This is a genomic window from Mycobacterium sp. ABE4_509 (assembly GCF_056160785.1).
Genome location: NZ_JBSWXU010000077.1, coordinates 1 through 25,492 on the forward strand (window position 1 = coordinate 1; position 25,492 = coordinate 25,492).

General features: G+C 69.1%; 26 protein-coding genes and 2 pseudogenes. 12 read left to right on the top strand and 16 right to left on the bottom strand.

The genetic code is table 11. The annotated features are described in order from the left end of the window. Positions 1-353 (top strand): annotated as a pseudogene (locus ACXAID_RS16775) (hypothetical protein); the annotation flags it as partial. Here the strand turns inward: ACXAID_RS16775 and ACXAID_RS16780 are convergent. From ACXAID_RS16780 to ACXAID_RS16795, 4 genes are all read right to left on the bottom strand, one after another. Further along, positions 350-2,608 carry a molybdopterin-dependent oxidoreductase gene (locus tag ACXAID_RS16780; protein ID WP_475023336.1) on the bottom strand — a complete coding sequence of 753 codons (2,259 nt, stop codon included), beginning with the start codon at positions 2,606-2,608 and terminating at the stop codon, positions 350-352. The pseudogene ACXAID_RS16775 and the gene ACXAID_RS16780 sit on opposite strands and share 4 nt — an antisense overlap. A gap of 19 nt (positions 2,609-2,627) precedes the next feature. Then, positions 2,628-3,206 (bottom strand): TetR/AcrR family transcriptional regulator, encoded by a 579-nt coding sequence (locus ACXAID_RS16785; RefSeq protein WP_475023337.1) that lies wholly within the window; start codon positions 3,204-3,206, stop codon positions 2,628-2,630. A 122-nt stretch (positions 3,207-3,328) separates the two neighbouring features. After that, positions 3,329-4,462: a nitronate monooxygenase gene (locus tag ACXAID_RS16790; protein ID WP_475023338.1), complete on the bottom strand. Its 1,134-nt coding sequence runs from the start codon at positions 4,460-4,462 to the stop codon at positions 3,329-3,331. Positions 4,463-4,504: 42 nt separating this feature from the next. Beyond that, a complete protein-coding gene (locus ACXAID_RS16795; RefSeq protein WP_475023339.1) occupies positions 4,505-5,269 on the bottom strand; it encodes an HAD family hydrolase in 765 nt (254 codons plus the stop codon). Between the two features lie 218 nt (positions 5,270-5,487). Here ACXAID_RS16795 and ACXAID_RS16800 point away from each other — a divergent pair, with 218 nt between their 5' ends. Further along, the gene (locus tag ACXAID_RS16800) at positions 5,488-5,880 is read left to right on the top strand and encodes an STAS domain-containing protein (RefSeq protein ID WP_475023340.1); all 393 of its coding nucleotides are present in this window, start codon (positions 5,488-5,490) and stop codon (positions 5,878-5,880) included. Positions 5,881-5,925: 45 nt separating this feature from the next. Then, a complete protein-coding gene (locus ACXAID_RS16805; protein ID WP_475023341.1) occupies positions 5,926-6,372 on the top strand; it encodes an ATP-binding protein in 447 nt (148 codons plus the stop codon). A gap of 73 nt (positions 6,373-6,445) precedes the next feature. On the opposite strand, the gene ACXAID_RS16810 is transcribed toward ACXAID_RS16805, so the two are convergent. Next, the gene (locus tag ACXAID_RS16810) at positions 6,446-7,522 is read right to left on the bottom strand and encodes an NAD(P)H-dependent amine dehydrogenase family protein (protein WP_475023342.1); all 1,077 of its coding nucleotides are present in this window, start codon (positions 7,520-7,522) and stop codon (positions 6,446-6,448) included. Between the two features lie 77 nt (positions 7,523-7,599). Here ACXAID_RS16810 and ACXAID_RS16815 point away from each other — a divergent pair, with 77 nt between their 5' ends. From ACXAID_RS16815 to ACXAID_RS16825, 3 genes are read left to right on the top strand one after another with little or no spacing between them, the layout of a single operon-like run. Further along, complete coding sequence (locus ACXAID_RS16815) at positions 7,600-8,346, top strand: glucose 1-dehydrogenase (RefSeq protein ID WP_475023343.1); 747 nt, start codon at positions 7,600-7,602, stop codon at positions 8,344-8,346. Positions 8,347-8,403: 57 nt separating this feature from the next. Continuing rightward, complete coding sequence (locus tag ACXAID_RS16820; protein WP_475023345.1) at positions 8,404-9,684, top strand: competence/damage-inducible protein A; 1,281 nt, start codon at positions 8,404-8,406, stop codon at positions 9,682-9,684. Positions 9,685-9,726: 42 nt separating this feature from the next. Then, complete coding sequence (locus ACXAID_RS16825; protein WP_475023346.1) at positions 9,727-9,951, top strand: hypothetical protein; 225 nt, start codon at positions 9,727-9,729, stop codon at positions 9,949-9,951. 10 nt (positions 9,952-9,961) lie between these two features. Here ACXAID_RS16825 and ACXAID_RS16830 read toward each other — a convergent pair whose 3' ends face one another. Beyond that, positions 9,962-10,879, bottom strand: coding sequence for an alpha/beta fold hydrolase (locus ACXAID_RS16830; RefSeq protein WP_475023348.1), 918 nt, complete (start codon positions 10,877-10,879; stop codon positions 9,962-9,964). Between the two features lie 67 nt (positions 10,880-10,946). Continuing rightward, complete coding sequence (locus ACXAID_RS16835) at positions 10,947-11,798, bottom strand: hypothetical protein (protein ID WP_475023349.1); 852 nt, start codon at positions 11,796-11,798, stop codon at positions 10,947-10,949. 357 nt (positions 11,799-12,155) lie between these two features. Between ACXAID_RS16835 and ACXAID_RS16840 the strand changes: the two genes are divergently transcribed. Next, positions 12,156-12,659, top strand: coding sequence for a hypothetical protein (locus ACXAID_RS16840; RefSeq protein ID WP_475023350.1), 504 nt, complete (start codon positions 12,156-12,158; stop codon positions 12,657-12,659). A 15-nt stretch (positions 12,660-12,674) separates the two neighbouring features. On the opposite strand, the gene yaaA is transcribed toward ACXAID_RS16840, so the two are convergent. The 6 genes from yaaA to ACXAID_RS16870 form a co-directional block, all read right to left on the bottom strand. Beyond that, the gene (gene yaaA, locus ACXAID_RS16845; protein WP_475023351.1) at positions 12,675-13,421 is read right to left on the bottom strand and encodes a peroxide stress protein YaaA; all 747 of its coding nucleotides are present in this window, start codon (positions 13,419-13,421) and stop codon (positions 12,675-12,677) included. Between the two features lie 22 nt (positions 13,422-13,443). Continuing rightward, a complete protein-coding gene (locus ACXAID_RS16850; protein ID WP_475023352.1) occupies positions 13,444-13,923 on the bottom strand; it encodes an NlpC/P60 family protein in 480 nt (159 codons plus the stop codon). Positions 13,924-14,187: 264 nt separating this feature from the next. Continuing rightward, complete coding sequence (locus tag ACXAID_RS16855; protein WP_475023353.1) at positions 14,188-15,321, bottom strand: alkaline phosphatase family protein; 1,134 nt, start codon at positions 15,319-15,321, stop codon at positions 14,188-14,190. Positions 15,322-15,344: 23 nt separating this feature from the next. After that, on the bottom strand, positions 15,345-15,785 hold the full coding sequence (locus tag ACXAID_RS16860; protein WP_475023354.1) for a response regulator: 441 nt from the start codon (positions 15,783-15,785) through the stop codon (positions 15,345-15,347). Continuing rightward, a complete protein-coding gene (locus ACXAID_RS16865; RefSeq protein ID WP_475023355.1) occupies positions 15,782-17,386 on the bottom strand; it encodes a sensor histidine kinase in 1,605 nt (534 codons plus the stop codon). The genes ACXAID_RS16860 and ACXAID_RS16865 overlap by 4 nt, the downstream gene beginning before the upstream one ends. Next, a complete protein-coding gene (locus tag ACXAID_RS16870; RefSeq protein WP_475023362.1) occupies positions 17,383-18,558 on the bottom strand; it encodes a PP2C family protein-serine/threonine phosphatase in 1,176 nt (391 codons plus the stop codon). The genes ACXAID_RS16865 and ACXAID_RS16870 overlap by 4 nt, the downstream gene beginning before the upstream one ends. A gap of 242 nt (positions 18,559-18,800) precedes the next feature. Between ACXAID_RS16870 and ACXAID_RS16875 the strand changes: the two genes are divergently transcribed. Further along, on the top strand, positions 18,801-20,009 hold the full coding sequence (locus ACXAID_RS16875) for an acyltransferase family protein (protein ID WP_475023356.1): 1,209 nt from the start codon (positions 18,801-18,803) through the stop codon (positions 20,007-20,009). 62 nt (positions 20,010-20,071) lie between these two features. Next, positions 20,072-20,761 (top strand): Rv0518 family GDSL lipase, encoded by a 690-nt coding sequence (locus ACXAID_RS16880; protein ID WP_475023357.1) that lies wholly within the window; start codon positions 20,072-20,074, stop codon positions 20,759-20,761. 142 nt (positions 20,762-20,903) lie between these two features. Here ACXAID_RS16880 and katG read toward each other — a convergent pair whose 3' ends face one another. Further along, positions 20,904-23,048, bottom strand: coding sequence for a catalase/peroxidase HPI (katG, locus tag ACXAID_RS16885; RefSeq protein WP_475023363.1), 2,145 nt, complete (start codon positions 23,046-23,048; stop codon positions 20,904-20,906). 117 nt (positions 23,049-23,165) lie between these two features. Then, positions 23,166-23,630 carry a Fur family transcriptional regulator gene (locus ACXAID_RS16890; protein ID WP_475023358.1) on the bottom strand — a complete coding sequence of 155 codons (465 nt, stop codon included), beginning with the start codon at positions 23,628-23,630 and terminating at the stop codon, positions 23,166-23,168. 82 nt (positions 23,631-23,712) lie between these two features. Between ACXAID_RS16890 and ACXAID_RS16895 the strand changes: the two genes are divergently transcribed. Then, entirely contained in the window at positions 23,713-24,006 is a 294-nt protein-coding gene (locus tag ACXAID_RS16895; protein ID WP_475023359.1) for a Dabb family protein, read from the top strand. 103 nt (positions 24,007-24,109) lie between these two features. Beyond that, positions 24,110-24,481: a group I truncated hemoglobin gene (locus ACXAID_RS16900; protein WP_475023360.1), complete on the top strand. Its 372-nt coding sequence runs from the start codon at positions 24,110-24,112 to the stop codon at positions 24,479-24,481. 8 nt (positions 24,482-24,489) lie between these two features. Here ACXAID_RS16900 and ACXAID_RS16905 read toward each other — a convergent pair whose 3' ends face one another. Then, positions 24,490-25,233, bottom strand: a complete 744-nt coding sequence (locus ACXAID_RS16905) for a glutamine amidotransferase (RefSeq protein WP_475023361.1) — start codon at positions 25,231-25,233, stop codon at positions 24,490-24,492. Between the two features lie 35 nt (positions 25,234-25,268). Here ACXAID_RS16905 and ACXAID_RS16910 point away from each other — a divergent pair. Then, a pseudogene (locus tag ACXAID_RS16910) lies at positions 25,269-25,492 on the top strand (O-succinylbenzoate-CoA synthase); the annotation flags it as partial.

Below are 25,492 nucleotides of genomic sequence, written 5' to 3' on the forward strand. Positions count from 1 at the left end.
GGCCGGTCGCACCGGAGGCGGCGCCGTTGCCCGGGGCGATCGCAGGCGCGCCCGCGCCGGTGGACGCCACCGCCAGCCCGATGGCCGCACCCCCGATGAACGACGGCATCCCGCACCTGGTCAGCCCGGAGAATCTGCCGCCTGGCACCAGCACGGCACCCCTTCCCGACACCACCCGCATGGGCTACCTGCGCGATCTGTGGCATGCGATGCGGACCCAGGAGGTCAGCGGAAGTGACGCTCTGCTGCTGCTGACCCAGCGTCCGCTGAGTTCGTCACCGTCACCGGGCATGCCGGCGGGTCCGCAACCCGCGGTGATGGAGCCGGCAGCCCCCGCCCCCGTCGCTCCCTAGGCTCCAGCCACCGTCGGCTGGCCGGCGGCCTCGATCCGGGCCGGCACATGTTTGTGCCACGGCGTCCCCGCGAATGCGTCGCGCCAGGCTGTCGACGTCAGCGAGTTGGGTGCGACGCCGGGTACCAGTTCGGTGCCGTCGGCGTCGACGAAGTCGAGGCCGTATCCGTTGGGCAGCGACGCATGTCCGGGCAGCATCACCTCGCTGATCTCGACCGTCGCCTCCGCGGTTCCGGCGGCGGTGGTGATCAGCGCACGGCCGCCGTCGGTCAGCCCGAGCGCCCGGGCATCGGCGACGCTGATCCGCAGCGCACCGTCGGAGTCACGCTTGCGCCAGGACGGGTCCCGGATGATGTCGTTGGCGGTGTAGGCGCGGCGCTCGCCGGCCGACAGCACGACCGGGAAGTCCGGGGTCGTCAGCGTGCCGGGTGCTGCGGCCAGGGCGCGGGCTTCGGCCAGCAACTCCGGTATCGCCAGCGCGATCTTGCGGTCGGCGTGCGCGATCAGCGCGAAGTCGTCGGCGTAGTCGTGGACGGTGAACGTGACACCGGAGCGCCCGGCCAGGATCGCGTCGAACAACGCGTCTCCGTCGGCGTGTCCGGCACGGCGCACCGCATCGGGGTAGGTCATCGCCGCTTTCTGGGCCAGCCCCCACAGTGCGGCTGCGCCCGAGAGCCCTTCGGGCAGTGAGGGTCCCAGGGTCTCGTAGAGCACGAACGGGAGCACCTTGTTCAACCCCGGATTCGCCGCGACAGCGTCCAGGAACGCTGCGCCGAATGCGCTTCGGCCCTCGCGTGCAGCCCGACGAAGCGGCGCCAGCTCGGCATCGTCGACCACACCGAGCGCCCGTGTCAGCCGGGCCCAGATCTCCGGTTCGGGCAGTGTTCCAGGTAGCGGATCCATCAGCGGGTGCCGCAGGTGGAAGGTGTTGTGCGGGAACTCCAGGTTGAAGAACGTCGCCTCGGCCTTCTCGAACTGCGACGCCGCCGGCAGCACGTAGTGCGCCAGCCGGGCGGTCTCGGTCATCGCGACGTCGATCACCACCAGAAACTCCAGCTCGGCGAGCGCCCTGCGCACCGTCGCCGAGTCGGCGACCGAATGTGCCGGGTTGGCACTCTCCACGATCAGCGCCCGAAACCGGTCGGGATGGTCGGCCAGGATCTCCTCGGCGACGACGTTGCTGGGCATCAGCCCACCGATGATCGGCGCTCCGGTGACCGGTGTGCGGCCCACACCGCCGAGCCGGAACAGCGGCGCGAATGACGAATGCAGATGCTGTCCACCGCGTTTGGCGAAGTTGCCGGTGAGGATCCACAGCATCTTGTCCAGGTAGGAACACAGGGTGCTGTTGGGCCCCTGCTGCACACCGAGATCCTCGAACAGCGCGACGCTGTCGGCAGTCGCGATCCGGCGGGCCGCGGTGCGCAGCAACTGCTCGTCGAGACCGCAGCGCTGTGCATAGTCGGCGACCGGCACCTCGGCGAACACCTCGCGCACCGGCTCGACGCCGGTGACGTGCTCGGCGAGGAAACGTTCGTCGCAGAGATCCTCCTGGACCAGGACCGCGGCCAGCGCCGCCAGGCACCACGCGTCGGCGCCGGGACGCACGCGCAGGTGGAAGTCGGCCATCTTCGCGGTGTCGGTGAGGACCGGATCGATGACGATCATCGAGCGTTTCGGGTCCTTGGCGATCTCGTTGAGAACCACCCGGGCACGCGGGAAGCTCTGCGACATCCACGGGTTCTTTCCGACGAACACCGCGACTTCGGCGTGCTCGAACTCGCCGCGGGTGTGGTTGCCGTAGAGCTGTGCGTCGACCCAGTGTTCACCGGTCTTCTCCTGGGCCAGCGCGTTGGACCGGTAGTACGAGCCGAGCGCCTTGAGGAACGCCCCGCTGTAGGCGCCGCCGAGGTGGTTGCCCTGCCCGCCGCCGCCGTAGTACAGGATCTTGTCGCCGCCGTCGCGATCGGCGATCTGCTGGAATCCGGCGGCGATCTCCGATATCGCGGTGTCCCAGTCGACTTCGCAGAAGGTTCCGTCCGGCTGGCGGCGCAGCGGCGAGGTCAGCCGGTTGCGGTTGTTCTGGTAGTGGTCGAGCCGCAGCGCCTTGTTGCACGTGTAGCCCTGGGACGCGGGATGGGACTTGTCGCCGCGGATGCGGGTCAGGCGGCGGTCGGCGACCTCGACGACGATGCCGCAGTTGCACTCACAGAGGATGCAGGCGGTGGGCTGCCAGCCAGGGTTCTGCTCGGTCATCACGGACTCGCTTTCTTCCTCAGCGGCGCTGCGATTCGGCGGCGATCAGGGAGCGCAGTTGGGCGTGGACCTGATCGAGGGGTTCGACGCTGCGGGCGGCGCGGGCGATGACGACCGCGCCCTCGAAGGAGGACAGCACCAGGGTGGCGAGCGCGGCTGCCCGTGGGTCGGGGACACCGTCGCCCCGCAGCAGGTCGGCGATGACGTTCTGCCAGCGGCTGAATGCGGCAGCGGCGCGGTCCAGCACTGCGGCGGACTGTTCGGACTTGGCCGGCTCACCTGCTTCGACGGCCACCGCGACAACCGGGCATCCGGCACGGAAACTGCTGCGCTGCAACTGTTCCCGAAATTCGCCGAACAGTTCGTCGAGGGCCTCGACAGCCGTGGACGCTCGAGTCAGCTTGGCGGCCATGAACTCGCCGGCGAAGTCCACCGCCTCGCGCAGCAACTGGGCGCGACCGCCGGGGAAGTAGTGGTAGGCCGACCCACGCGGGGCGCCGCTGTGCTCGAGGACGTCGGCGATGGCGGTGGCCTGCGCGCCGCGCTCCCGGATCAACAGCGCGGCCGAGACGACCATGCGCTCGCGAGGGCTTGGCACGGTGACGACCCCTTTCCGCCGATCTATGTATGTAACCCTACATAATCGTGAGGCCGCAAACAGCGATTTCGGCGTGATTGTCACCGCTGAGCGGTGACAATCACGCCGAAATCGCAGTGGAACTAGACGCTGGCGGCCTCGTTGAGTTCGTTGAGGGTGTTGGTCGCCTCCAGGTACTCCTGCACCCAGCGTTCGATCACGGTCGCGGCCTTTTCGACCTTGGTGAACTGGCCGACCACCTGTCCGATCGGATTGAACGCGACGTCGACGGACTCGTTCGGGTACTTGTGCGTGGCGGCCACCGCCATCCCGGACACCATGTACTGCAGCGGCATCCCGAGCGGCTTGGGGTTGTCCGGGTTCTCCCAGGCCTCGGTCCAGTCGTTGCGCAGCATGCGGGCCGGCTTACCGGTGAAGGAGCGGCTGCGCACAGTGTCCTTGCTGGTCGCCTTGACGTACGCGGCGTGCTGCACCGGGCTGTTCTCCGACTCTTCGACCATCACCCACTGCGAACCCGTCCAGGCACCCTGCGTGCCCAACGCCAGCGCGGCCGCGATCTGCTGGCCGCTGCCGATCCCGCCGGCGGCCAGCACCGGCACCGGCGCCACCTCCTTGACAACCTGGGGCCACAGCACGATCGAGCCGATGTCGCCGCAGTGCCCTCCGGCCTCGCCGCCCTGGGCGATGATGATGTCGACGCCCGCGTCGGCATGCTTGCGAGCCTGCGACGGCGATCCGCACAGCGCGGCAACGACCCGGCCCTCGTTGTGAATGTGGGAGATCATGTCCGGGGGCGGGGTCCCCAGCGCGTTGGCGATCATGGTCACCTTCGGATGCTGCAGGGCGACCTCCACCTGCGGGGTGGCCGTCGCCTCGGTCCAGCCGAGCAGTTGCAGCGCGTCGTCATCGCTGTGATCCACCGGGACCCCGTGGTCGGCGAGCACCTTCTTGGCGAACTCGATGTGCTCGTCGGGCACCAGATCGTTGAGCGTCTTCTTCAGTACCTCCGGCGACAGATCGGTCGAATCCATCCCCTCGTACTTGTTCGGGATGACGATGTCGACACCGTACGGATGATCACCGATGTTCTCGTCGATCCAGTTCAGCTCGATCTCGAGCTGCTCGGGGGTGTACCCGACCGCGCCGAGCACGCCGAAACCACCGGCCTTGCTCACCGCCACCACGACGTCGCGACAGTGCGTGAACGCGAAGATGGGGAACTCGATACCGAGCTGGTCGCACAGCGGAGTGTGCATAGTCTTCTCCTAGTGGGCCGATCGCCGGAATTAGAACGTGTTCTACCGTAATACACCGCGCAGGCCGCCCCGACTGCCCTTCCCGGGAACAACGACGCGCAACACCGGCCAACCATGGTGCGCAGCCAGCGCCGCGAGCCCGCGCCGGGGGTTCACCGGGCGCGGAAACCCCACCTGGGCCATCAGGTGTGCATCCTCGTCGCCGTCGGCGTAGAAGTAGCTGTCCGCCAGGTCCACGCCGTTGGTGGTGCTGAAGCCCGCAGCGGCCGAGGCTTTCTGTCTGCCCCAGATGACCGGCCTGGCGATCCGCCCGGTCAGCCGGCCCGTCTCGTCGAGTTCGAAGTGGTTGCACAGGACGTGGTCGATGTTGAGGAAGCGCGCGACCGGCTCGGCGTGAATGGTCAACGCCGACGAACTCAGCACCACCGTGTGCCCGCGCCGTTGATGGGCCGCCACGATCTCGCGCATGACCGGAAACACCCGGGACTGCACCCGCTCGGTGAACAACCGCTCACCGATGACGTCGAGCTCTGCCAGCGACTCGCCGCGCAGGTACCCGGCGGCGCGCACCAGCAGGCTTTCGAAGTGGACACGCCCGAACCGGTAGCGCATGGCCGCCTCGACGACGCCGAACACCTCGCCGATGCGGGCCTGGCGCCGCCGGATCCGGTCGCCGGCGTGCGCGGTCGCGGTGAAACCGTCGACGAGGGTGCCGTCCAGGTCGAAGAACGCTCCGACCTGGGGCCCAGCTGGACTCGCCCCGATCTGCGCGACCGGATCCAGCGGATCCGCGGCCTCGGTGGACATGGTTCTGGCCCGCCCTCCTGCGTTCACACCGGGTTTGACCCGCCATGCTACGGGCGCTCGGGGAACACCTGGTTTAATCTGTGGCCGGCCGCTGCAGGCGGCCACGGTATTTTGGTCTTGCCGGGTTCAGGATGCAGCCTGCGCGAGCGCACACGGGGGATCTCCGCCCTGCGCACTCGTGGTAAGCGATGAAGCGGCCTGAAATTGGAAGGTGAACCTTGGACGAGCAAGCAGCCGAAGACACACAGAGTGGCGCCGGAGCGGCAGCTTCCAGCTGTGTCGTCACCGAACGATGGGTCGACCGTGTGGCCGTCGTGTCGGTGTCCGGTGTTGTCGACATGCTCACCTCACCGCAGCTGGAATCCGCGATCGACGCTGCGCTCGACCAGCGGCCCGCCGGTGTGGTGATCGATTTCACCGACGTCGAATTCCTGGCCTCGGCCGGGATGGGCGTCCTGGTGGCCGCGCATGACAAGGCCGGGTCCGACGTAGTGCTCCGGGTCGTCGCCGACGGACCGGCAACCAGCCGCCCGCTGAAACTGGTGGGCATCGCCGACATCGTGAGTTTGCATCCGAGCCTGGACGAAGCGCTCGCGGCATACAACACGTAGGAAGGTCGCATAGGAACGTGCTCTGCGGGGTAGCCACCCACTGCCATGATCGATTCCATGCCGCCGGCTGAGGTCGCCGACTCCGAGCGCTTCGCACGGCTCGGCCTCGACGCCGACGCGGCGACGGTGGCCCAGGCCCGGGAAGAGTTCGCCCAGTGGCTCAGGCGCTTCTTCGTCGTCGACGCGGTGCGGTTCAGCGATCTGGTGCTGGCGATCAACGAGGCGTTGGCCAACGCCGCGGAATTCGCCTACGTGCTCTCCGATATCCCGGGCACGATCGACATGCAGGCCGCCTACCACGCCGACGAGCAGACCCTGACCGTCGACATCTGCGATCACGGAACCTGGCGCGCACCGCAGACCGGCCCGGCGCCGCGCACCCGGGGACGCGGCATCCCGCTGATGGAGACGTTGTCCGACGAGGCCGCGATCGACACGTCGACCGACGGCACCCGGGTCCGGTTGACCTGGCGCGGCATAGTCGCGAACTGAGGCGTCGCGAACTGAGGCGTCGCGAACTGAGGCGTCGCGAACTGAGGCGTCGCGAACCGGGCCGCCGGCCGGGTCAACCCCGCCGGTAGGTGCCCCTGCCGCTGACCAGCGGCAGATCCAGTGTGGTCCGGATGCCCGGGCTCGCCGCCACGACGTCCGGAATGGCGTTGACGATGCGCCCCGCCGCGGCGAGGATGGCCGCGTAGTTGTGGTCACCGTTGCGGCTGGTCGGACAGATGTCCATCACGTAGGAGGGTTCGCCGGTGATCTCCACCCGGTAGGAGCCGCCCTCCTGCGCCGGCTGCGCCCAGTCCGGGCGCAGATCCCCCCGCAACCGGGTGACATGTTCGACGACGATCACCGGATGCCCGTCGACCAGCCCTTCGATCTGGAAACGCACCGCGGCCACGGTGCCCTTCTTGATGGTGCCGACCGCGACCTCGAGGTCCTCCGGCGCCGGCTCCTGTTCGACGACGTCGCGGATCTCGTCGAGTTCCACCCCCAGGCCGGCCGCGAGTGCACGCATCGCGGTGCCCCACGCCAGGCTCAGCACGCCGGGCTGGTAGAGCATCGGCAGGTCACCGATCTGGTTGCCGAAGCCCATCACGTCGAACATGACCGTCGCGCCGTCGTAGGTGGCGTAGTCGGCGATCTCCATGGTGCGGATCGCGCTGATGCTCTGGCAGGTGCCCGCAAGCGCGAGGGGCAGCAGGTCGGTGACGAAGCCCGGGTCGACGCCGGTGACGAACACGCTGGCGTTGCCGGCCGCGGCCGCCGCTTCGGTCCGGTCGATCGCCCGCTGCGGGAGGACGCCCCACGGGTACTGCAGACCCCCGGGTGCCGACCCGACGACATTGATGCCCGCCTCGAGCAGCGCACACACGTCGGCCAGCGCCTCTTTCGGGCGGATGTCTCCCATCGCGCAGTACACCGCGCAGTCAGGCTTGGCCGCCACGATGGCGGCCAGGTCGTTGCCCGCCTGCACACCGGTGGTCACCCCCAGCCGGGCGAGCTCCCCGGCGTCCTTGCCGATCTTGGCCTCCGCGGACACCCACACGCCGGTCAGCTCGAACCGGGCGTCTTCGATCAGCTGCCGCAGCGCCAGGCTGCCGCAGTTGCCGGTACCGATGAGCGCCACCCGGATAGCCATGGCGAGCAGTATGCGGGCTCGGCGGCAAAGTTGGAACAGGTTCTAGTTTTTTTGCCGGTCGGGTAGCCTTTGCCCCCATGGAACGCGTGGACGGAAAAGTCGCACTGATCAGTGGCGGGGCACAGGGCATGGGCGCGGCCGACGCCTGGGCGCTGGCAGCCGAGGGCGCCAAGGTGGTGATCGGCGACATCCTCGACGACAAGGGCAAGACCCTGGCTGACGACATCAACGCCACACATCCCGATTCCGTGCGCTACGTCAGCCTCGACGTCACCCAGGCCGATCAGTGGGACGCCGCCGTGGCGACCGCCGTCGACGACTTCGGAAAACTCGACGTGCTGGTGAACAACGCCGGCACCGTCGCGCTGGGGATGATCGGTCAGTTCGACATGACCAAGTTCCAGAAGGTCATCGACGTCAACCTGACCGGCACCTTCCTGGGCATGCAGGCCTCGGTCGAGGCGATGAAGACCGCCGGCGGCGGCTCGATCATCAACGTCTCGTCGATCGAGGGCATGCGCGGCGCGGTGATGGTGCACCCGTATGTGGCGTCCAAGTGGGCGGTGCGCGGGATGACCAAGTCGGCCGCCCTGGAACTGGGCCAGTTCAACATCAGGGTCAACTCGGTGCATCCGGGCTTCATCCGCACCCCGATGACCAAATACTTCCCCGACGACATGCTGCGGATCCCGCTGGGCCGGCCAGGCCAGCCCGACGAGGTCGCCACCTTCGTGGTGTTCCTGGCCAGCGACGAGTCCCGGTACTCCACCGGCGCCGAATTCGTGATGGACGGCGGCCTGATCAACGACGTGCCGCACAAGTAGCGGCGCGGCGCCGCCTCGCGGCCGGCCGCCGGTCGGCGATGCGTAGTGTCCTTGTCTGTGAGCGCACGGGCGGGAATCGTGGTGACGGGCACCGAGGTCCTCACCGGACGTGTCCAGGACCGCAACGGCCCGTGGCTGGCCGACCGGCTGCTGGAGTTGGGCGTGGAACTGGGCCACATCACGCTGTGCGGCGACCGCCCGGCCGACATCGAGGCACAGCTGCGGTTCCTGGCCGACCAGCGGGTCGATCTCATCATCACCAGCGGGGGACTCGGCCCGACCGCCGACGACATGACCGTCGAGATCGTCGCCCGCTTCTGCGGCCGTGAACTCGTCCTGGACACAGCCCTGGAGTCCACGATCAACGACATCGTCACCGGGCTGATGTCCCGGTTCCCCGGGGTGGACGTCGAGGCGGTGCGGGCGGCCAACCGCAAACAGGCCCTGGTACCCGACGGCGCAGTCGTTCTCGACCCGGTCGGCACCGCTCCCGGCGTCGTGGTCCCGGGCAGCCCGACCGTGGTGGTGCTGCCCGGCCCACCGCGCGAGTTGCAGCCGATGTGGTCGTCAGCGGTGCGCACCGATGCGGTGCAGGCTGCGATCGCCGGTCGCACCGAGTACCGCCAGCAGACGGTGCGGATGTTCGGGCTGCCCGAATCCGGTCTGGCCGACACGCTTCGCGACGCCGGGGGCTCGGTCGCCGGGTTCGACCGGCTCGAGATCACCACCTGTCTGCGGCGCGGCGAACTCGAGATAGTCACCCGATACGAGCCGCAGCACGACGCCGCGTACTCCGGTCTGCTCACGGTGCTGCGCGACCGGCACGGCCACGAGATCTTCTCCGAGGACGGAGCACTGGTCGACGATCAGGTCGCCGCGCTGCTGGCGGGGCGCCGCATCGCCACCGCGGAGTCGTGCACAGCGGGAATGCTGTCTGCCCGGTTGACCGACCGGCCCGGCTCGTCGGCCTACGTCGCCGGCGGAGTGGCCGCCTATTCCAACGCCGCCAAGACCGGATTGCTGGGGGTCGACCCCGCACTGATCGAGCGGCACGGCGCGGTGTCCGAACCGGTGGCCGAGGCGATGGCGGCGGGCGCGTTGACCCGCTTCGCCGCCGACACGGCGGTGGCGATCACCGGTGTGGCGGGTCCCGGCGGCGGCACCGAGGCCAAACCGGTCGGCACGGTGTGCTTCTCGGTGGCGCTGGCCGACGGCTCGGGACCGCCGGTGATGCTGACCAGAACCAGCACGCTGCCGGGCAACCGCAGTGACATCCGGGAACGCTCCACGACCGTGGCGATGCACATGCTGCGCAGGGCGCTGACCGGACAGCGATAGGGTGGCAGCGACCAGAGACCCCCGACAGGTGGAGAAGCACTGATGGTTGACACCGACGAGCGACAGGCCGTCACAACGCTCGCCGAGGAGACCGGGTGGCATCACCGGACCGCTGAGCGCAGCGACTACTTCGACAAGGGTGTCGTGCGCATCCACGTGGTGTGGCAGGGCGATTCGAAGATCACCGGCGGCACCCTCTACCACGACGACATCATGCAGACCTACAGCAGCGAGCTGTCGACCGTGCAGGGCTGGCTCAAGCGCTGAGCACGCCGCCTCACCTCTTCTGGTGGGCGTCCCAGAGGTCGTTCATGGCCGACATGATGCTCTCGGCCTCACCCAGACCGCCCAGGTGGCTTTCGCCGGGCAGCGGGTAGAGCTCGGCGTCGGGAAGCATCGCGACGACGTGCTCGCCGTGCGCGAACGGCACGATGTGGTCCCGGTCCCCGTGCCACCACCGCACCGGCACCTTGACCTCGTCGAGGCGAAAACCCCAGTCCCGGGCGAACACGACGACGTCGGCGAACGGCGCCGCCAGTTGTTTACGGCTGCCGTTGAGCAGATCGTCGAGGAACATCGCCTTGAATTCGGGGCGTACCAGCAGGCGCCGGTCACCCTCGGGGGACACGCTGGCGTAGAGGTACAGCGCCGGCTCGGCGACCGGCTTGATGAGCCGGATCAGCCCGGTCGCCACCCGGCTGAGCGGGGACCCGACCCGCTCGAGGACGGGGGCGACCGGCAGGCCCACGTTGCCCATGATGCCGCCACCGATGCCGTCGGCGCCCCGGGTCGGGGCGACGCCGCCGAGGACGCCGACGGCGATGATCCGCTCGGGCATCGCCGCGGCGCACCCCAGGGTGTAGGGCCCGCCCCCGGAGAGCCCGATGATCTCCATCTTGTGGATGCCCAGCGTGTCGGCGATGGTGCGCAGGTCGTCGGCGAAGTCGATGACCTTGTGGTACTCGTGCGGCGTCGACGAGCCGATCCCGGGCCGGTCGACGCCGATCAGGCGGATCTGGTTGGCCTCGGCGTAGAGCCGGGCCTCGACGGGGATCTGACGGCGGGCACCGGGCGTGCCGTGCAGCCAGAAGATCGCGCGTCCCTGCGGATCGCCGAACTCAGCGAATCCGATCTGGCGATCTGAGCCGACGGCGACTTTGCCTTCGAGCTTGGGGCGGGCGATCTCTAGAGCCATGCGGGTCAGTCTCGCACGCGGGGTTCAGCTACCTATCCGGTCCGGCCAAAGTCGACGCCCCGGCAGATCAGGGCACCGCCCGGAACAGGTGGGAGGCCACCGTGGTGACCCGGTCGTCGGCGCCCTCGTCGTGCATCACCGTGCGCACCGCCACCGCACCGGCGGCTCCGGTCATCGGTTCGCTCTCGACGCGGAACGGGCCGCGTTTGCCGCGCGCCATGAACATGACGTGCGAGGACACCCCGTGCAACCGGGTGGTGCCGGCGACCTGGGCGGCGCGCTGGGTGGCGGCGGTCTCCAGCACGACGAACTGGGGGCCGATGTGCAGCGCGGCGTCGGGGGAGGCGACATCGGCCGTCAACTCCGGCAGCACCCAGTGCCCGGTGTTGCGCAGCCGGGCCCCGAATACCTCCCACAGCGGCGGCAGCCCGGGCGAATCGACGATCTCGAGCGGGTTGGCCTCCATGCGACCCAGGCCCTCCGGGGGAGTACCGATGCTGATGCCCTGGCCTTCGGTGAGGGCCAGCACCCGGGCCGGGTCGTCGGCGTCGACGATCTTGGACCGGCTGTAGCCCATCTGCCTGCCGCGTTTGAGCTCCTCGGAGACGATCTCGATGCGCCCGACTCCGACGCCGGGGTCGAGGATCTGGCAGGAGTGGATGACCGGGTTTGGGACCGCTTCGAGGTCGGACATGTGGCCGCCCTCGGGTGAGGCGATGCCGAGCACCGCCAGCAGCAGACCGCCGGCGCCGTCGCGCATGTCGCGGCGCAGCGTGACGGTGTTGTCCACCGGCCCGAGGTCCATCTGGGCGTAGCTGCGTCCGATGTAACGGTAGCTGAGCAGCCCTCCCCAGCGCCGCCGTAGCTCGGCGGCGTACTCCTCGGGTGAGTCGGCCAGTTCCCGGATGTCTCGCAGCATTGCGCCCCCAGCGGTTGCGGGCCGCTGACCTCTGGCGGCCGACGGCGTCCACGGCCGGCCCACGGTACCGCCGTTCGCGGCCTCGCGGTGGGATTCCAGCCGGATCGTGGGCCGGCACCGGGCAGCGGGCGGTGGGTCGCTATTGCTCGGCGGCGAGCCGCTGCCGCGCGCGCTCGACCGCCCGCCGAAAGCTGGCCACCGGCGCACAGTTTCTCCCGGTCCCGGGGGCCCGTCAACGCGGCGCACAAAAACGGCGCTACCCGGAGTCCGATTCGGACTAGCCTCGTCGGTGAGGTCACCCGGCTGATCGCAGATGCGGTCAGCGGACCGGAGGGGGGAGCTACGCAGATGCGTCCAATGGTGCGCACCGTCCTGGCCGCGGCGGGGGCCGCGGCCGTCTTCTCGCCTGCGCTCGTCACCGGCGCCGGGCCGATGTCGGCCGCCCCGGCCGCGGCGTCGGAGGGGCCCTCGATCAACCCGATGACCCAGTATCTGCGGCGCTGCGATTTCTCCAAGATGCCCTACGTCGGCCCTCGCGCAGTCGGACGGGTCGCCGCGGTGATGCGGACCGAAGGCGGCGAGGTGGTGGCCGACGTCGCGGCCAACACGCTGGTGCCCAACATCGGCTACGAGGTGAAACTGATCCAGCTACCGCAGTCGTCGGCCAGTCCCTGCAATCCGGGCGATCCCGGCGTGGCCGGCGCCACGCTGTTCACCGACGGCGCCGGGGCCGGCTCCGTCACGTTGCGGGCGCCGGTGGGCGCGGAAGCGACCGGTGCATGGATGTCGGTCACCCGGGCCAGCCCGAACTCCCAGATTCCCGCAGAGTTCTACACCACCGACTTCGTGTTCCCGCTCTGAGCGACCGGGTGGCCGTCAGGCCGCGACGATCACCGTGAGGTGGTCGGCCCTGCGTTCCACCCGCATGTCCGCGCGGCGGGCCACCGCGGCCACGGCCGCCGCATCACCCGGTTCGGACCGGGTGGTGGCCAGGGCCCGCGCCAACCGTCCCTTGTGCGCCTTGTTGAAGTGGCTGACCACGGTGCGCCGCCCGTCGGGGTGCTCGGCGAGCACCTCGACGGTGACCGCGCCGGCCATCCTGCCCAGTGCCGCGTAGGAGCCCGACCTCAGGTCGACGACGAGTTCCCGGGTCGCCAGGTCGGCCAGGACCGGGTCCAGCGCCGGCCTCCAGCGCGCCGCCAGCGTGGGTTGCCCCGGCAGTTTGGAGCCTGCGGAGAGCCGGTAGGCCGGGATCCGGTCCTCGGCGCGCAGCAGCCCGAACAGCGCCGAGCCGACGGCCAGCCTGGACAGGGCGCGACCCGCGGCCGCTCCCCGCAACGACGCCACGTCGAGGGCGTCGTAGAGCACCCCGGTATAGCGGTGGATCGCCGGGAGCGTCGGTGCTGTCCGCAACTCGGCGTTGCGGTCGATCTCGGCATCCTGGGCCGCGGAGATCCCCAGTGCCTTGCGGCTGGCAGGCCGGTCCGCGGACAGCTCGATCAGTTGGTCGAGCAGGTCGCTGCGCACCGGGTTGAGCGCAGGTGAGCTCAGCTGACCCAGGTCAAGCGGTGCTCCGTCGCCGCCGGTTCGTTTGGTTTCCGACGGCGGCAACAGCACGATCACGCACGAGACGCTAGCGCGGCGCTCATGGGACGGGTGCCGGCGGGGGCAGCGGTGCACCCGGCGGGGGCGGGGGCATCGGGGGAGCCATCGGCGGGGCGAGCTGGGGCTCCGGGGCCGGGGGCTCGTTGGCCGGCATCGGCAGGAACATGTGGTTGGTGAACTGGTCCTGGTAGGCGCCGCCGCCACCGATCGCGACCCCGCCGCCGCCTTCGCCCGACGACACCGGAGTGCCGTCCGGCAGCGTCACCGCGGTGTGGCCGCTGTTCCAGCCGACCACCAGGGCGCCGGGTTCGGAGCCGTACTCGAAGCCGCGCGCCAGCAGCGCGCTCTCGATGTTGCCGGTGTGAAACCGGTCACCATAGACGGGCCTGCCGCTCGCGGCGTTGGCCACCCACGAGACCAGGCCCGAGCAGTCGGTACCCGCCGGCGAGTCGCCGCCGACGACGTACGGGGTGCCCGACACCTGGTTGACAAGCGTCAAGAGTGTCGCGATAGCAAACATGGCGCCGGACGTTAACAGAGCTCTCTAAAACGTCCAAAATCTGTGATGCCAAGCACAATCCACGCCGGAATTTCACCGAGGTCACGAAAACTATTGGCTACCTGACAGATTCGCTGGTCAAATCCTCACCGGGCAATTAGATCGAAATGCATTACTGAACAGCATCTTTGGATGTGGAAACGGTTCGGTCACACGTAGGTATCCGCGCAGAATCGGGTTGGAGCCACCTCGCCGCCTCGTCGACGTCGCCGGTCGCCGCGCGGGTCAACCGTGCGCAATGAGCAGTGGCACCAGCTGTTCGGCATCGGTGAGCGATCCGTGCTGACCTACCAGCGAAGACTCGATTGGTTCGGCGGAGCGCCGCAGCACCCCCGACGAGCCCCGCGCCGCGACCACCACATCGCCGATCCTGCCCCGGACGGCGTCGGTGACCCGGTCGCCGAACCACCCGGCGGCCACCGCATCCTGGCCGCTGAGCACCCACGCGCGAGCACCGAGCACCTGCCGCCAGGTGGCGAGCACATCCTCGCGCGCACCGTCGCGGGTGTAGAGGTGCCTGGCCCGGACCTCGCCGCCGATCGCCATCACCCCGTCCAGCAGGACCGGCTCGGCGTCGGCGTCGACCGCCGACTCGTCGATCGAGACCATGCCGTGGTCGGCCACCACGGCCAGCAGCGTCCCTCGGGGCAGCCCGTCGAGGACGGACTCGACCAGCGTGTCGACCTGACGAAGCTGCATCCGCCACGGGGCCGAGCCGGGGCCGTGCAGATGCCCCACCAGGTCCAGATCGGCGTGGTAGCCGTAGCAGAAGCCCCCATCGGCGAGCGCGCTGTGGATCGTGGCCGCAAGATCGCCCAGCGCGTGCACACCGCGATAACTCCCGCCCCGCAGCACCGCACGGGTGAGCCCCGAGCCGTCGAACTGCGCACCGGAGACCACGCTGACCGCCACCCCGGCGGAGGTGGCCCGCTCGAACACCGTGGGGTTCGGCTGGATAACCTCCGGCACCGCCTGCTCGCGCAGGTCCGCGCCCCAGGGATGGGGCCGCCACCGCAGCGCGTTGATGACGCCGACGTCCGGCAGCCGAAAGGTCATGCCGACCATGCCGTGTTCACCGGACCGGCACCCGGTGCCCACCGCCGCCAGTCCCGCCGCCGTGGTCGCGGGGTATCCGACCTGCAGGGTCCGCCGGGTCAGCCCGGCCAGCACCGGCGCGTCGGCGGCGTGACTCTCCAGCAGCCCGGCACCCAGCCCGTCGATGAGCAACACGCACGCGCCGGCCAGATCACCGGACAGCTCCAGCCGCGGCTCGAAACCGTCGACACCCATCGCGGCGAGCACCGACGGTGTCACGTCGGCCAGGTGCGGCAGCTGCGGATCGGGGCGCGGCAGGTCCACGGCCCGAGCGTGCCACACCACGCTCAGTGCTGGGGCAGCCGGACCACCTGCACGAAGAACTCGTCGATCTGGCGCACGGCGTTCATGAACTGGTCGAGGTCGACGGGTTTGGTGACGTAGGCGTTGGCGTGCAACTTGTAGCTGCGCAGGATGTCCTCCTCGGCCGAGGACGTCGTCAGCACCACCACCGGGATGGAGCTCAGGTCAGGATCGGACTTGACCGTCTCCAGCAGCTGGCGCCCATCGTATTTCGGCAGGTTCAGATCCAGCAGCACCAGGTCCGGCCGCGGCGCGCCTTCGTAGGGTCCGCGGCGGTAGAGGAAGTCCAGCCCCTCCTCGCCGTCCCGCGCGACGTGCAGCGTGTTCTTGATCTTGTTGTGCTCGAAAGCTTCCCGGGTGATCAGTTCATCGCCCGCATCATCTTCGATGAGCAGCACGTCGATGGGGCGTTCAGCCGATGTCATGTCGCCGATCCTTCCAAAAGGTGTGGTGCCGTGTCATCCGCCCGGACGGGCAGGGTGAACCGGAACCGGGTGCCGTCGGTATAGGAGGTGTCGATCCAGATCGATCCACCGTGGTGCTCGACGATCTTCTTGCACAGCGCCAGGCCGATCCCTGTTCCGGTGTAGGCGTCGCGGCCGTGCAGGCGCTGGAAGATGACGAAGACCTTGTCACTGAACTCCGGGGCGATCCCGATCCCGTTGTCCGACAGCGACACCATCCACTGCGGCGGCTCGTCACCCCCGTCGCCGCCCGGCTCGAGATCGCAGGTGATCTCGATGTGCGGCGCCAGGCCCTCGCGCCGGAACTTCATCGCGTTGCCGACGAGGTTCTGCCACAACATCGCCAGCAGGGTGGGGTCACCCTTGACCATCGGCAGCCCGTCGGCCGGCCGGTCGATGACCGCTCCCGACTCCTCCACCGAGGTCATCAGATTGCTCAGCGCGGCGTCCAACGCGGCGTCCAGGCTGACCTCGACCTCGGTCGCGTTGAGCCGCCCGACCCGGGAGAACGTCAACAGGTCGTTGATCAGCACCTGCATGCGCTTGGCGCCGTCGACGGCGAACCCGATGTACTCCACGCCCCGCTCGTCGAGTTGGTCGCCGTAGCGCTTCTCCAGCAGCTGGCAGAACGAGGTGACCTTGCGCAGCGGCTCCTGCAGGTCATGGGAGGCCACGTAGGCGAACTGCTCGAGCTCGGCGTTGGAGCGGCGCAGCTCTTCGGCGTGGACATCCAACGCCTGGGTGGCCGCCCGGGAGGCGTCCAGTTCCTCGACGATGCGCTGGCGCATGTTGTCGACGTCGACCGCGATCGCCCGGATGTCGCTGGGCCCCTGCGGGACGATCTGCTCGGCGAAGTTTCCCGAGGCGATACGCCGGCACGCCGCAGCCAGCGCCGCCAACGGACGCACCAGGGCTCGGCGCAACAGCACCGCGAGCGCCGCGATCGTCACCCCGAACGCGGCCAGCATCGCCGCCAGCACCGCGTTACGCCAGGTCCTGATCGTGTTCAGCTCGGAGATACCGGCGGTGCGGGCCTGCTCGAGCCGCTCGTTCTGGACGTCGAAAAGGGCTCGTAGCCGGTCGAACTCGACCTTGCCACGCTCGCTGGCGTCGGGCTCGACCGTCTCCGGGTTGCCGAGCTCGACGGTGGCGATGATGGGCTCGGCGTAGTTGGTGCGCCACGAACCGGCGGCCAGTTCGATCGCGTCGAGGTCGTCGAGCAGGTCGGGCCGGTCCTGCTCGAGAACGCGCAGCTCGGCGGAGGCCTGCTGTTCGGTACGCCGTCCTTCGAAGTAGGGCTCGAGGAACCGCGGATCGGCGGCGATCACGTAGCCGCGCACCGCCGTCTCCTGGTCGCGCAGCGCCGCCTGCAGCTGATAGGCCGCCACCCGGGAGGGCTGGATCTTGCCGATCAGCTCGCCGGAGACCGCGTCGGTGCGATTGAGCAGCACCGCCACGGTGACGGCACCGATCAGCACGACGACACCCATCACCGACAGCACCAGGTACTGCCAGCCCTGCACGGTCAGCGCCCGCGCGCCGCGGTGGTGCGGTTGCGTCACGCCCGCGCCGTCCGCTCGACCCGAACCACCGCGATGTCGTCGCTGATGCCGCCGTGCGCCTGCGCCCGGGACTCGACCTCGTCGACCAGCGCCTCGACGAACGCCGGACCGGGCAGCGCGGCCAGCGAACGCGCCAACTCGAGCAGCCCCGCCTCGCCGAGGCGCTCGTTGCCCGGCCCGCTGCGCCCCTCGAACAGACCGTCGGTCAGCAACACCAGCCCGGCGCCCTCCGGCAGCTCGACCTGCTCGGGCAGCCAATCCCCGGCGCGTAGGCCCAGAGCCGGTCCACCCGGGGGCTCCAGCCACTCCACGGTGCCGTTGCCGTGCAGCAACATGCCGGGGTGCCCGGCCCGGACCACGGTCAGTCTGGTGCCTTCGGGCGGAATGGCCAGGCTCAGCACGGTCGCGAAAATACCCTTGCCGGCCCGCTCGGTCCGCAGGATGCGTTCCAGCTGGCGCATCCGGTCGGCACCGCGCAGACCGGCGAAGGTCAACGCCCGCCAGGCGATCCGCAACGCCACCCCGAGTGCGGCTTCGTCGGGACCATGCCCGGCCACGTCGCCGATCATCAGGTGCACCGTGCGGTCCGGCATCTGCACGAAGTCGTAGAAGTCACCGCCGAGCAGCGCGTTCTCCCGACTGGGCCGGTACTGGGTGACGATGTCGACGCCGGGTTGGTCGAGCAGCAGCGGGGACGGCAGCAGACCGCGCTCCAGGCGCGCGTTCTCCCGGGCCCGCAGCTCGCTGGCGTGCAGGTCGACCGCCGTCAGCTCGGCACGTTTGCGCTCGATCGCGTACAGCACCGCCCGGCGCAGCATCTCGGGATCGACCCGGCCCTTGACCAGGTAGTCCTGCGCTCCGGAGGCCACCGCCGAAACGCCGAAGTGCTCGTCGTTGAGTCCGGTCAGCACCACCACGGGAATGGTCGGGTCGAGCTTGGCGATCTGCGTCAGCCCGTCGATGCCGTCGGTGTCGTGCAGGTGCAGGTCCAGCAGCACACAGTCCGGGCGGGCGTGCAGGATCTGCTGCTCCGCCTCACCCATCGACGACGCCCAGATGACCTGGGTGTCGATCCCGGCGTCGGCGATCAGTTCTTCGACGATGATCGCGTCGGCCCGGTCGTCCTCGACCAGCAGCAGCGACAGCGGGTCGCCGTCACTCGGGACGCGCAGCTGCCCCGACGATTCGGAGGGTCCGCTCACCGCAGGTAGCGGACCGGATGTTCGATTGACAATCTCCTGAGAATACCCCCGGGTTCGCGTGATGCGGGCGCCCTGCCGGCACGGCGTTGCGGACAGCTGGGCCCACCCGTGCGCTGGTAACCTGCGACCCGTCGCCGGTTGGTCAGCGGGGGAACCGGCAAATGCCATCTCGTCGGCCGGTGACATCACACCGCAGAGACCCCCGAGTTGAAATGAGTAGTGTGCGCACCGGAGAGATCAAGGCCCTGTCCGGCCTGCGCATCGTCGCGGCGCTGTGGGTGGTGCTCTTCCACTTCCGGCCGCTGCTCGAGCAGGTGTCGCCGCCGTGGAGCGAGGCGCTGGCTCCGGTGCTCGACGCCGGGGCCCAGGGCGTCGACCTGTTCTTCATCCTCAGCGGCTTCGTGCTGACATGGAACTACCTGGACCGGATGGGGGAGGGCTGGTCGACCCGCTCCACGCTGAGGTTCCTGTGGTTGCGGCTGGCCCGGGTGTGGCCGGTCTATCTGGTGACGATGCACCTGGCCGCGGCGTGGATCGTCTTCACGCTCTACGTCGGCGACTTCCCGTCCCCGGCAGCCGCTGACCTGAACGCGACCAGCTGGCTCCGGCAGGTACTGCTCGTGCAGTTGTGGTTCGAGCCGTACTTCGACGGGACCAGCTGGGACGGCCCGGCGTGGTCAATCAGTGCGGAATGGCTGGCCTATCTGCTCTTCGGCGCTCTGGTGCTGGTGGTGTTCCGGATCGCCTCGGCCACCCGCGCCCGCGGATTGCTGGCCATGGCTGTGCTCGCCTCGCTGCCCCCGACCCTGTTCCTGCTGGCCAGCGGATTCTTCTACACCCCCTGGAGCTGGCTGCCCCGGATCGTCATGCAGTTCATCGCGGGTGCGCTGGCCTGTGCGGCGGTACGCAAGCTGCGGATATCCGACCGGTCCCGCCAGGTCGCCGGGGTCGCGGCGCTGCTACTGGGCGGTGCCGTCGTCGGTGGGCTCTACCTGCTGGACAACGTCCCGCCGGAACTGATCTACGACGCCGGCGGTCTGGTCGATGTGCTGTTCGTCCCGCTCGTCGTGGCCCTGGCGCTGGGAACCGGCACGCTGCCCGCGATGTTGTCGGTGCGTTGGGTGGTCTACCTGGGCCACATATCGTTCAGCCTCTACATGGTTCACGAGATCGTGCACACCGCGTGGAACTGGGCCACCCTGCAGTACGAGATCACCCTGACCCCGAGCTGGCCGGCCAAATTCGTCTTCATCGGCCTGCTCCTGGGCTCCGGCCTGCTCGCGGCGGTGCTGTACCACCTGGTCGAGGAACCGGCGCGGCACTGGATGAGAAACATGCTGGATGCGGGCGGGACCAGCGCGGAACAGTCCGACGACGCACCGCACGGCCGTCTGCATCCCGTCGCCACCCGGGCGGGGTGAGCCGGGATCACCCCGGCGCGTCGACCGGCGACGCACGCGTCGGCGCCGCCTAACATGGTCCGGTGAGTCGGCTTCTGACCCTCGTACTCTGTGTCGCCGTCGTTTTCGGCGCCTTCACCGCGCGCTTCCCCGACGCCGAGCACCGCGAGATCGTGCCGCTGGACTACACCGTCAATCGGATCTCGGTGATCGGGGACTCCTACACCACGGGGAGCGACCAGGGCGGCAACGGCCCAGACGGCTGGCCCCCGCAGGTGTGGCGGGACCTCAGCGAGCACGGCATCGCCGTCACCCCGACGGTCGCCGCCGAGGGCGGCGCCGGCTACGGTGTTCGAGGCAACCGGGGCAGCACGTTCGAAGACCTGACGGTGCGCGCCGTGAAGCCCACCGACATCCTGGTGGTGTTCTTCGGCTCCCGTAACGACATGGACGTGGATCCCACCCGGTTGTCGGTGACGATGTACGCCACGCTGAACCTGGCCCATCAGATCGCCCGGTCGGCCCAGCTGCTGGTGATCGGCCCACCGTGGCCCACCGCCGACCCACCGTTGCAGGTCCGCCGCGTCCGGGATGTGCTGTCCTACCAGGCCGAACTCGCCGGTGCGGCGTTCGTCGACCCGATCGCCTCCCGCTGGTTCGTCGGCCGGCCAGACCTGATCGGCGCCGACGGTGTTCACCCGACCGACGCCGGCCACGTCTACCTGGCCCGCAAGATCGCGCCGCTGATCGCCGGCCGGCTACACCCGTACTGAGCGCGACTGCACCCGTACTGAGTACGACTGCACCCATACTGAGTACGACTGCACCCATACTGAGTACGAAAAGGGCGCCCGGACAGTTCGTCCGGGCGCCCCTTCCGTGTTGAGGGCTGCTACGAGTAGCTGCTCGACATCGCTAGCTGACGTCGAACCGGTCGGCGTTCATCACCTTGTTCCACGCGGCGACGAAGTCCTTGACGAACTTCTCCTTCGAATCGTCCTCGGCGTAGACCTCGGCCAGCGCCCGCAGCTGCGAGTTCGACCCGAACAGCAGGTCGACGCGGCTGGCGGTGTACTTCTGCTGCCCGGAGGACCGGTCGGTGCCGACGTAGGTGCCGTCGTCAGCCGAGGCCGGAGCCCACTTGGTGCTCATGTCGAGCAGGTTGACGAAGAAGTCGGTGGACAGCGCACCCGGCTTGTCGGTGAGCACGCCGAGCTTGGTGCCGCCGAAGTTGACGTCCAGCGACCGCATTCCGCCGAGCAGCACCGTCATCTCCGGCGCCGACAGGCCCAGCAGATTGGCCTTGTCGATGAGCTCGTACTCCGCCGGCAGGGGCAGCCCCTTGCCGGCGTAGTTGCGGAAGCCGTCGGCCTTGGGCTCCAGGTAGGCGAACGACTCGACGTCGGTCTGCTCCTGGGTGGCGTCGCCGCGGCCCGGGGTGAACGGCACCTCGATGTCGAAGCCGCCGGCCTTGGCCGCCTTCTCGACACCGACGTTGCCGGCCAGCACCACCAGGTCGGCGAAGGACACTGGAGTTCCCGACTCCGAGAAGGTGCGCTGGATCTCCTCGAGCTTGCTGATCACCAGGGACAGCTCGTCGGGCTCGTTGGCCTCCCAGCCCAACTGCGGCTGCAGCCGGATCCGGCCACCGTTGGCACCGCCGCGCATATCGCTGCTGCGGTAGGACGAGGCCGCCTTCCATGCAGTCGAAACCAGCTGCTGCACGGTCAGACCCGAATCGGCGATCGCGCTCTTGAGCTTCGCGACGTCGTCGGCGGACAGGTCACTGCCGGCCGGGACGATGTCCTGCCACAGCCACGTCTGCTGCGGCACCAGCGGCCCGAGGTAGCGCACCACCGGCCCCATGTCGCGGTGCAACAGCTTGAACCAGGCCTTGGCGAACTCCGCGGCGAGCTCCTCGGGGTGGTCCAGCCAGCGACGGGTGATCTTCTCGAAGCCCGGGTCCATCCGCATGGACAGGTCGGTGGTGAGCATCGACGGGTGGGTCTTCTTGTCGCCCTGCGCCATCGGGACGGTGTTGTCCCAGCCGCCGTCCTTGGGCTTCCACTGGTAGGCGCCGGCGGGGCTCTTGGTCAGCTCCCACTCGTTGCCGTAGAGGATCTCCAGGAAGGAGTTGTCCCACTTGGTGGGGGTGTGGGTCCAGATGACCTCGAGGCCGGAGCTGACCGTGTCGTTGCCGAGGCCGGAGTTCGCCCAGCCGAGGCCCTGCATCTCCAGCGGCGCGGCCTCGGGCTCCGGACCGTTCTCCACCTCGGTGGCGCCGTGGGTCTTGCCGAAGGTGTGCCCGCCGATGATCAGCGCAGCGGTCTCGCTGTCGCTCATCGCCATCCGGCCGAAGGTCTCGCGGATGTCGGTGGCCGCTGCCACCGGATCCGGCTTGCCCTCGGGGCCTTCGGGATTGACGTAGATCAGGCCCATGTGGGTGGCGGCCAGCGGGTTCTCCAGCTTGGTGCGCTCGGAGTTGTCGCCGGGGTAGCGGTGGAACGTCTCCAGCCACTCGTGCTCGGCGCCCCAGTAGACGTCCTCCTCGGGCTCCCAGTAGTCCGGGCGGCCGAACGCGAAGCCGGCGGTCTTGAAGCCCATGTGCTCGAGCGCGCGGTTACCGGCGAAGATGATCAGGTCCGACCACGACAGGTCCTTGCCGTACTTCTTCTTGACCGGCCACAGCAGCCGGCGCGCCTTGTCCAGGCTCACGTTGTCGGGCCAGCTGTTCAGCGGCGCGAAGCGCTGCATTCCCCGGCCGCCGCCACCGCGGCCGTCCTGGACGCGGTAGGTGCCCGCGGCGTGCCAGGTCATCCGGATGAAGAACGGTCCGTAGTGGCCGAAGTCGGCGGGCCACCAGTCCTGCGAGTCGGTCATCACCGCGTCGACGTCGCGGGTCAGCTCGTCGACGTCGAGGGTCTGAACCCGCTGGCGGTAGTCGTAGCCCTCGTCCATCGGGTCGATGACGTCGGGATTCTTCTGCAGGATCTTCAGGTTGACCGCGTTGGGCCACCAATCGCGGTTGCTGCCGCCCTCGACGGGCGGCTTGACCACCATCGGGCAACCGCTTTCGACTGGATCAGTCTGCGCTTCGCCGATCGGCGGAGTCTCTTCGATGGTGCGACCGTCGTCAGGCACAGCATTTCCTTTCGGGAGTGGTGAATCGGGCTGTGATCACGGGCGTGATCCCGAATCTTGGATGGAGGCGTCCTTGGCCGAGGCACAGTCCGGGCAGACTCCCCAGTAGATGACCTCTGCCTCGTCCACGACGAATCCCGTCAGCCCCGCGGTGTCCTCCGCGGGCGTCAGGCAGGGGGCGTCACCGACGGCACAGTCGACGTCGGCGATGACGCCGCAGGACCGGCAGACCATGTGGTGGTGGTTGTCCCCGACCCGCGACTCGTAGCGGGCGAGCGACCCGGACGGCTGGATCTTGCGGACCAGCCCCACCGCCGTCAGCGCGGCCAGCACGTCGTAGACGGCCTGGCGCGAGACGTCGGGAAGGGCTTGGCGCACAACGCCGTAGATGGTGTCGGTGTCGGCGTGCGGGTGTCCGCCGACCGCCTCCAGAACCGCGACCCTCGGACGCGTCACACGCAAGTCCGCGTGACGGAGCAGATCCGTGTAGTCCGGGGCCACACCAAGAGTTCTACGTCGTTTTTTGGACTGAGTCAAGTATTTACTCGAACCGCTTACCAACCGCCCTGTTAGGGTTCTGCGGGTGATCCGAAGCGTGGTACTGGCCACATTGACTCCGGGCTACGACGCCGCCGAACTCGACGACATCCAAGCCTGCCTGCGGAACCTGAACTGTCCGGGAACGCGCCATTACAGCGTGGGAACCGATGCGGGGCTGCGCGACGGCAACTGGGACTTCGCGATCGTCGCGGACTTCGACGACGTGGCCGCCTACCGGGGATACGACGAGGACCCCGAACACAACCGCGTCCGAGTCCGGCTGGCGGCGCTGTTCGACCAGGTCTCCCGCGTTCAGTTCGAGATCCCGGACAGCTGAGCGCCGACCTCACAGCACCCGGCACACCACGGTGAGCACACGTTAACCAGCTCACAAAGCCGGCGGGCCGTCGCCCGTTACCGGGTGCGGCCAGGCTGACTCCATGAGCATCTTCGACCAGATCGGCGGGTCGGCGGCGGTGACGGCGGCCGTCGACGACTTCTACCGCAGGGTGATCGGCGACCCGGCGCTGGCACCGTACTTCGACGGTATCGACATGAAACGGCTCAAGGGCCATCAGCGGTCGTTCCTCGCCGCAGCCATCGGCGGCCCCGATCTCTACCAGGGCCGCTCGATGCTGGACGCCCACGCGCCGTTCGACATCCAGCCCGAGCACTTCGACCTGGTGGTGGCTCACCTGGCCGCCACACTGGCCGACCTGGGGGTCGGCAACGACACCATCGACGCGATCGGCGCCCGGCTGGCGCCCCTGCGGAACGACATCGCGCCGGGCAGCACCGCGCGTGCCGGCTGAGCCGCGGGTCAGGCGGGACGCGAGTACCGCTGCGCGAAACCGCGCAGGATGAGCGGCGGATGCGTCACCTGCCGTCGGCGGGCCTCGTCCTTGAGCGACTGCGCGGTCTCCGGCGCGAAGTACCCGTGATTCTTGTACACGTCGATCCGGGTGCAGATGCCGGCGACATCGAGTTCGGGGTGGAACTGGGTGGCATAGACGTTCGCGCCGACCCGGAAGGCCTGCACCGGGCAGTCCGCCGAGCTGGCCAGCCGGGCGACGTGACCGGGAAGCCGCGACGCCGCCTCCTTGTGACCGCCGAACGCCTCGAACGTGTCGGGTAGTTCGGCGAACAGCGGGTCGAGGCGCCCTGCGTCGGTCAACTCCACGGTCACCGCGCCGACCGGCTCGCTGTGTGCCCGGTCCACCACCGCACCCACCGCGGTTCCCACCGTGCCCACCCCGTAGCAGCATCCCAGGAACGGGAAGTCCCGGGCGATGACCGCGGTCAGCAGGTCGGCCAACTCGGTCTCGACGCGGCGCTGGGTGGGCGTCTTCGCGCCCGCGTCGTCGCTGACGTTGTAGGGCCCGCCGCCCAGGATGATGCCCGACCATCGCGACAGATCCAGCGCACCCAGGGGCTCTTGGGTGAGCCGGATGCGAAGCATGCCGGGCTCGTCGAGCTCGGCGAACCGCATCATCGCCCGGTACTCGTCGTCGGCTGCTTCGTCCTCGTCGCGGATCGACAACAGCAGGAACGGGGCGTCGGCCACCGCGTAAGAGTAGCCACGGGCTAGCTTGTCGGTCAGTGAGAACACTGATCGACTTCGAGGACGCCCCGGTGTTCGCGGTCCCGACCGCGACCGGGGCTCGGTTGGGCGTGCTGGTCGAGGGCCCGCAGGGTTGGGGGGAGTTCAGCCCGCCGCCGGAGGCCGACGATGCGCTGGCGGCCAGGTGGCTGACCGCGGCGATGGAGCCGAGCACCGTCGGCTGGCCCGACGCGGTCCGCGGCCGGGTACCGGTGGCGGAGGC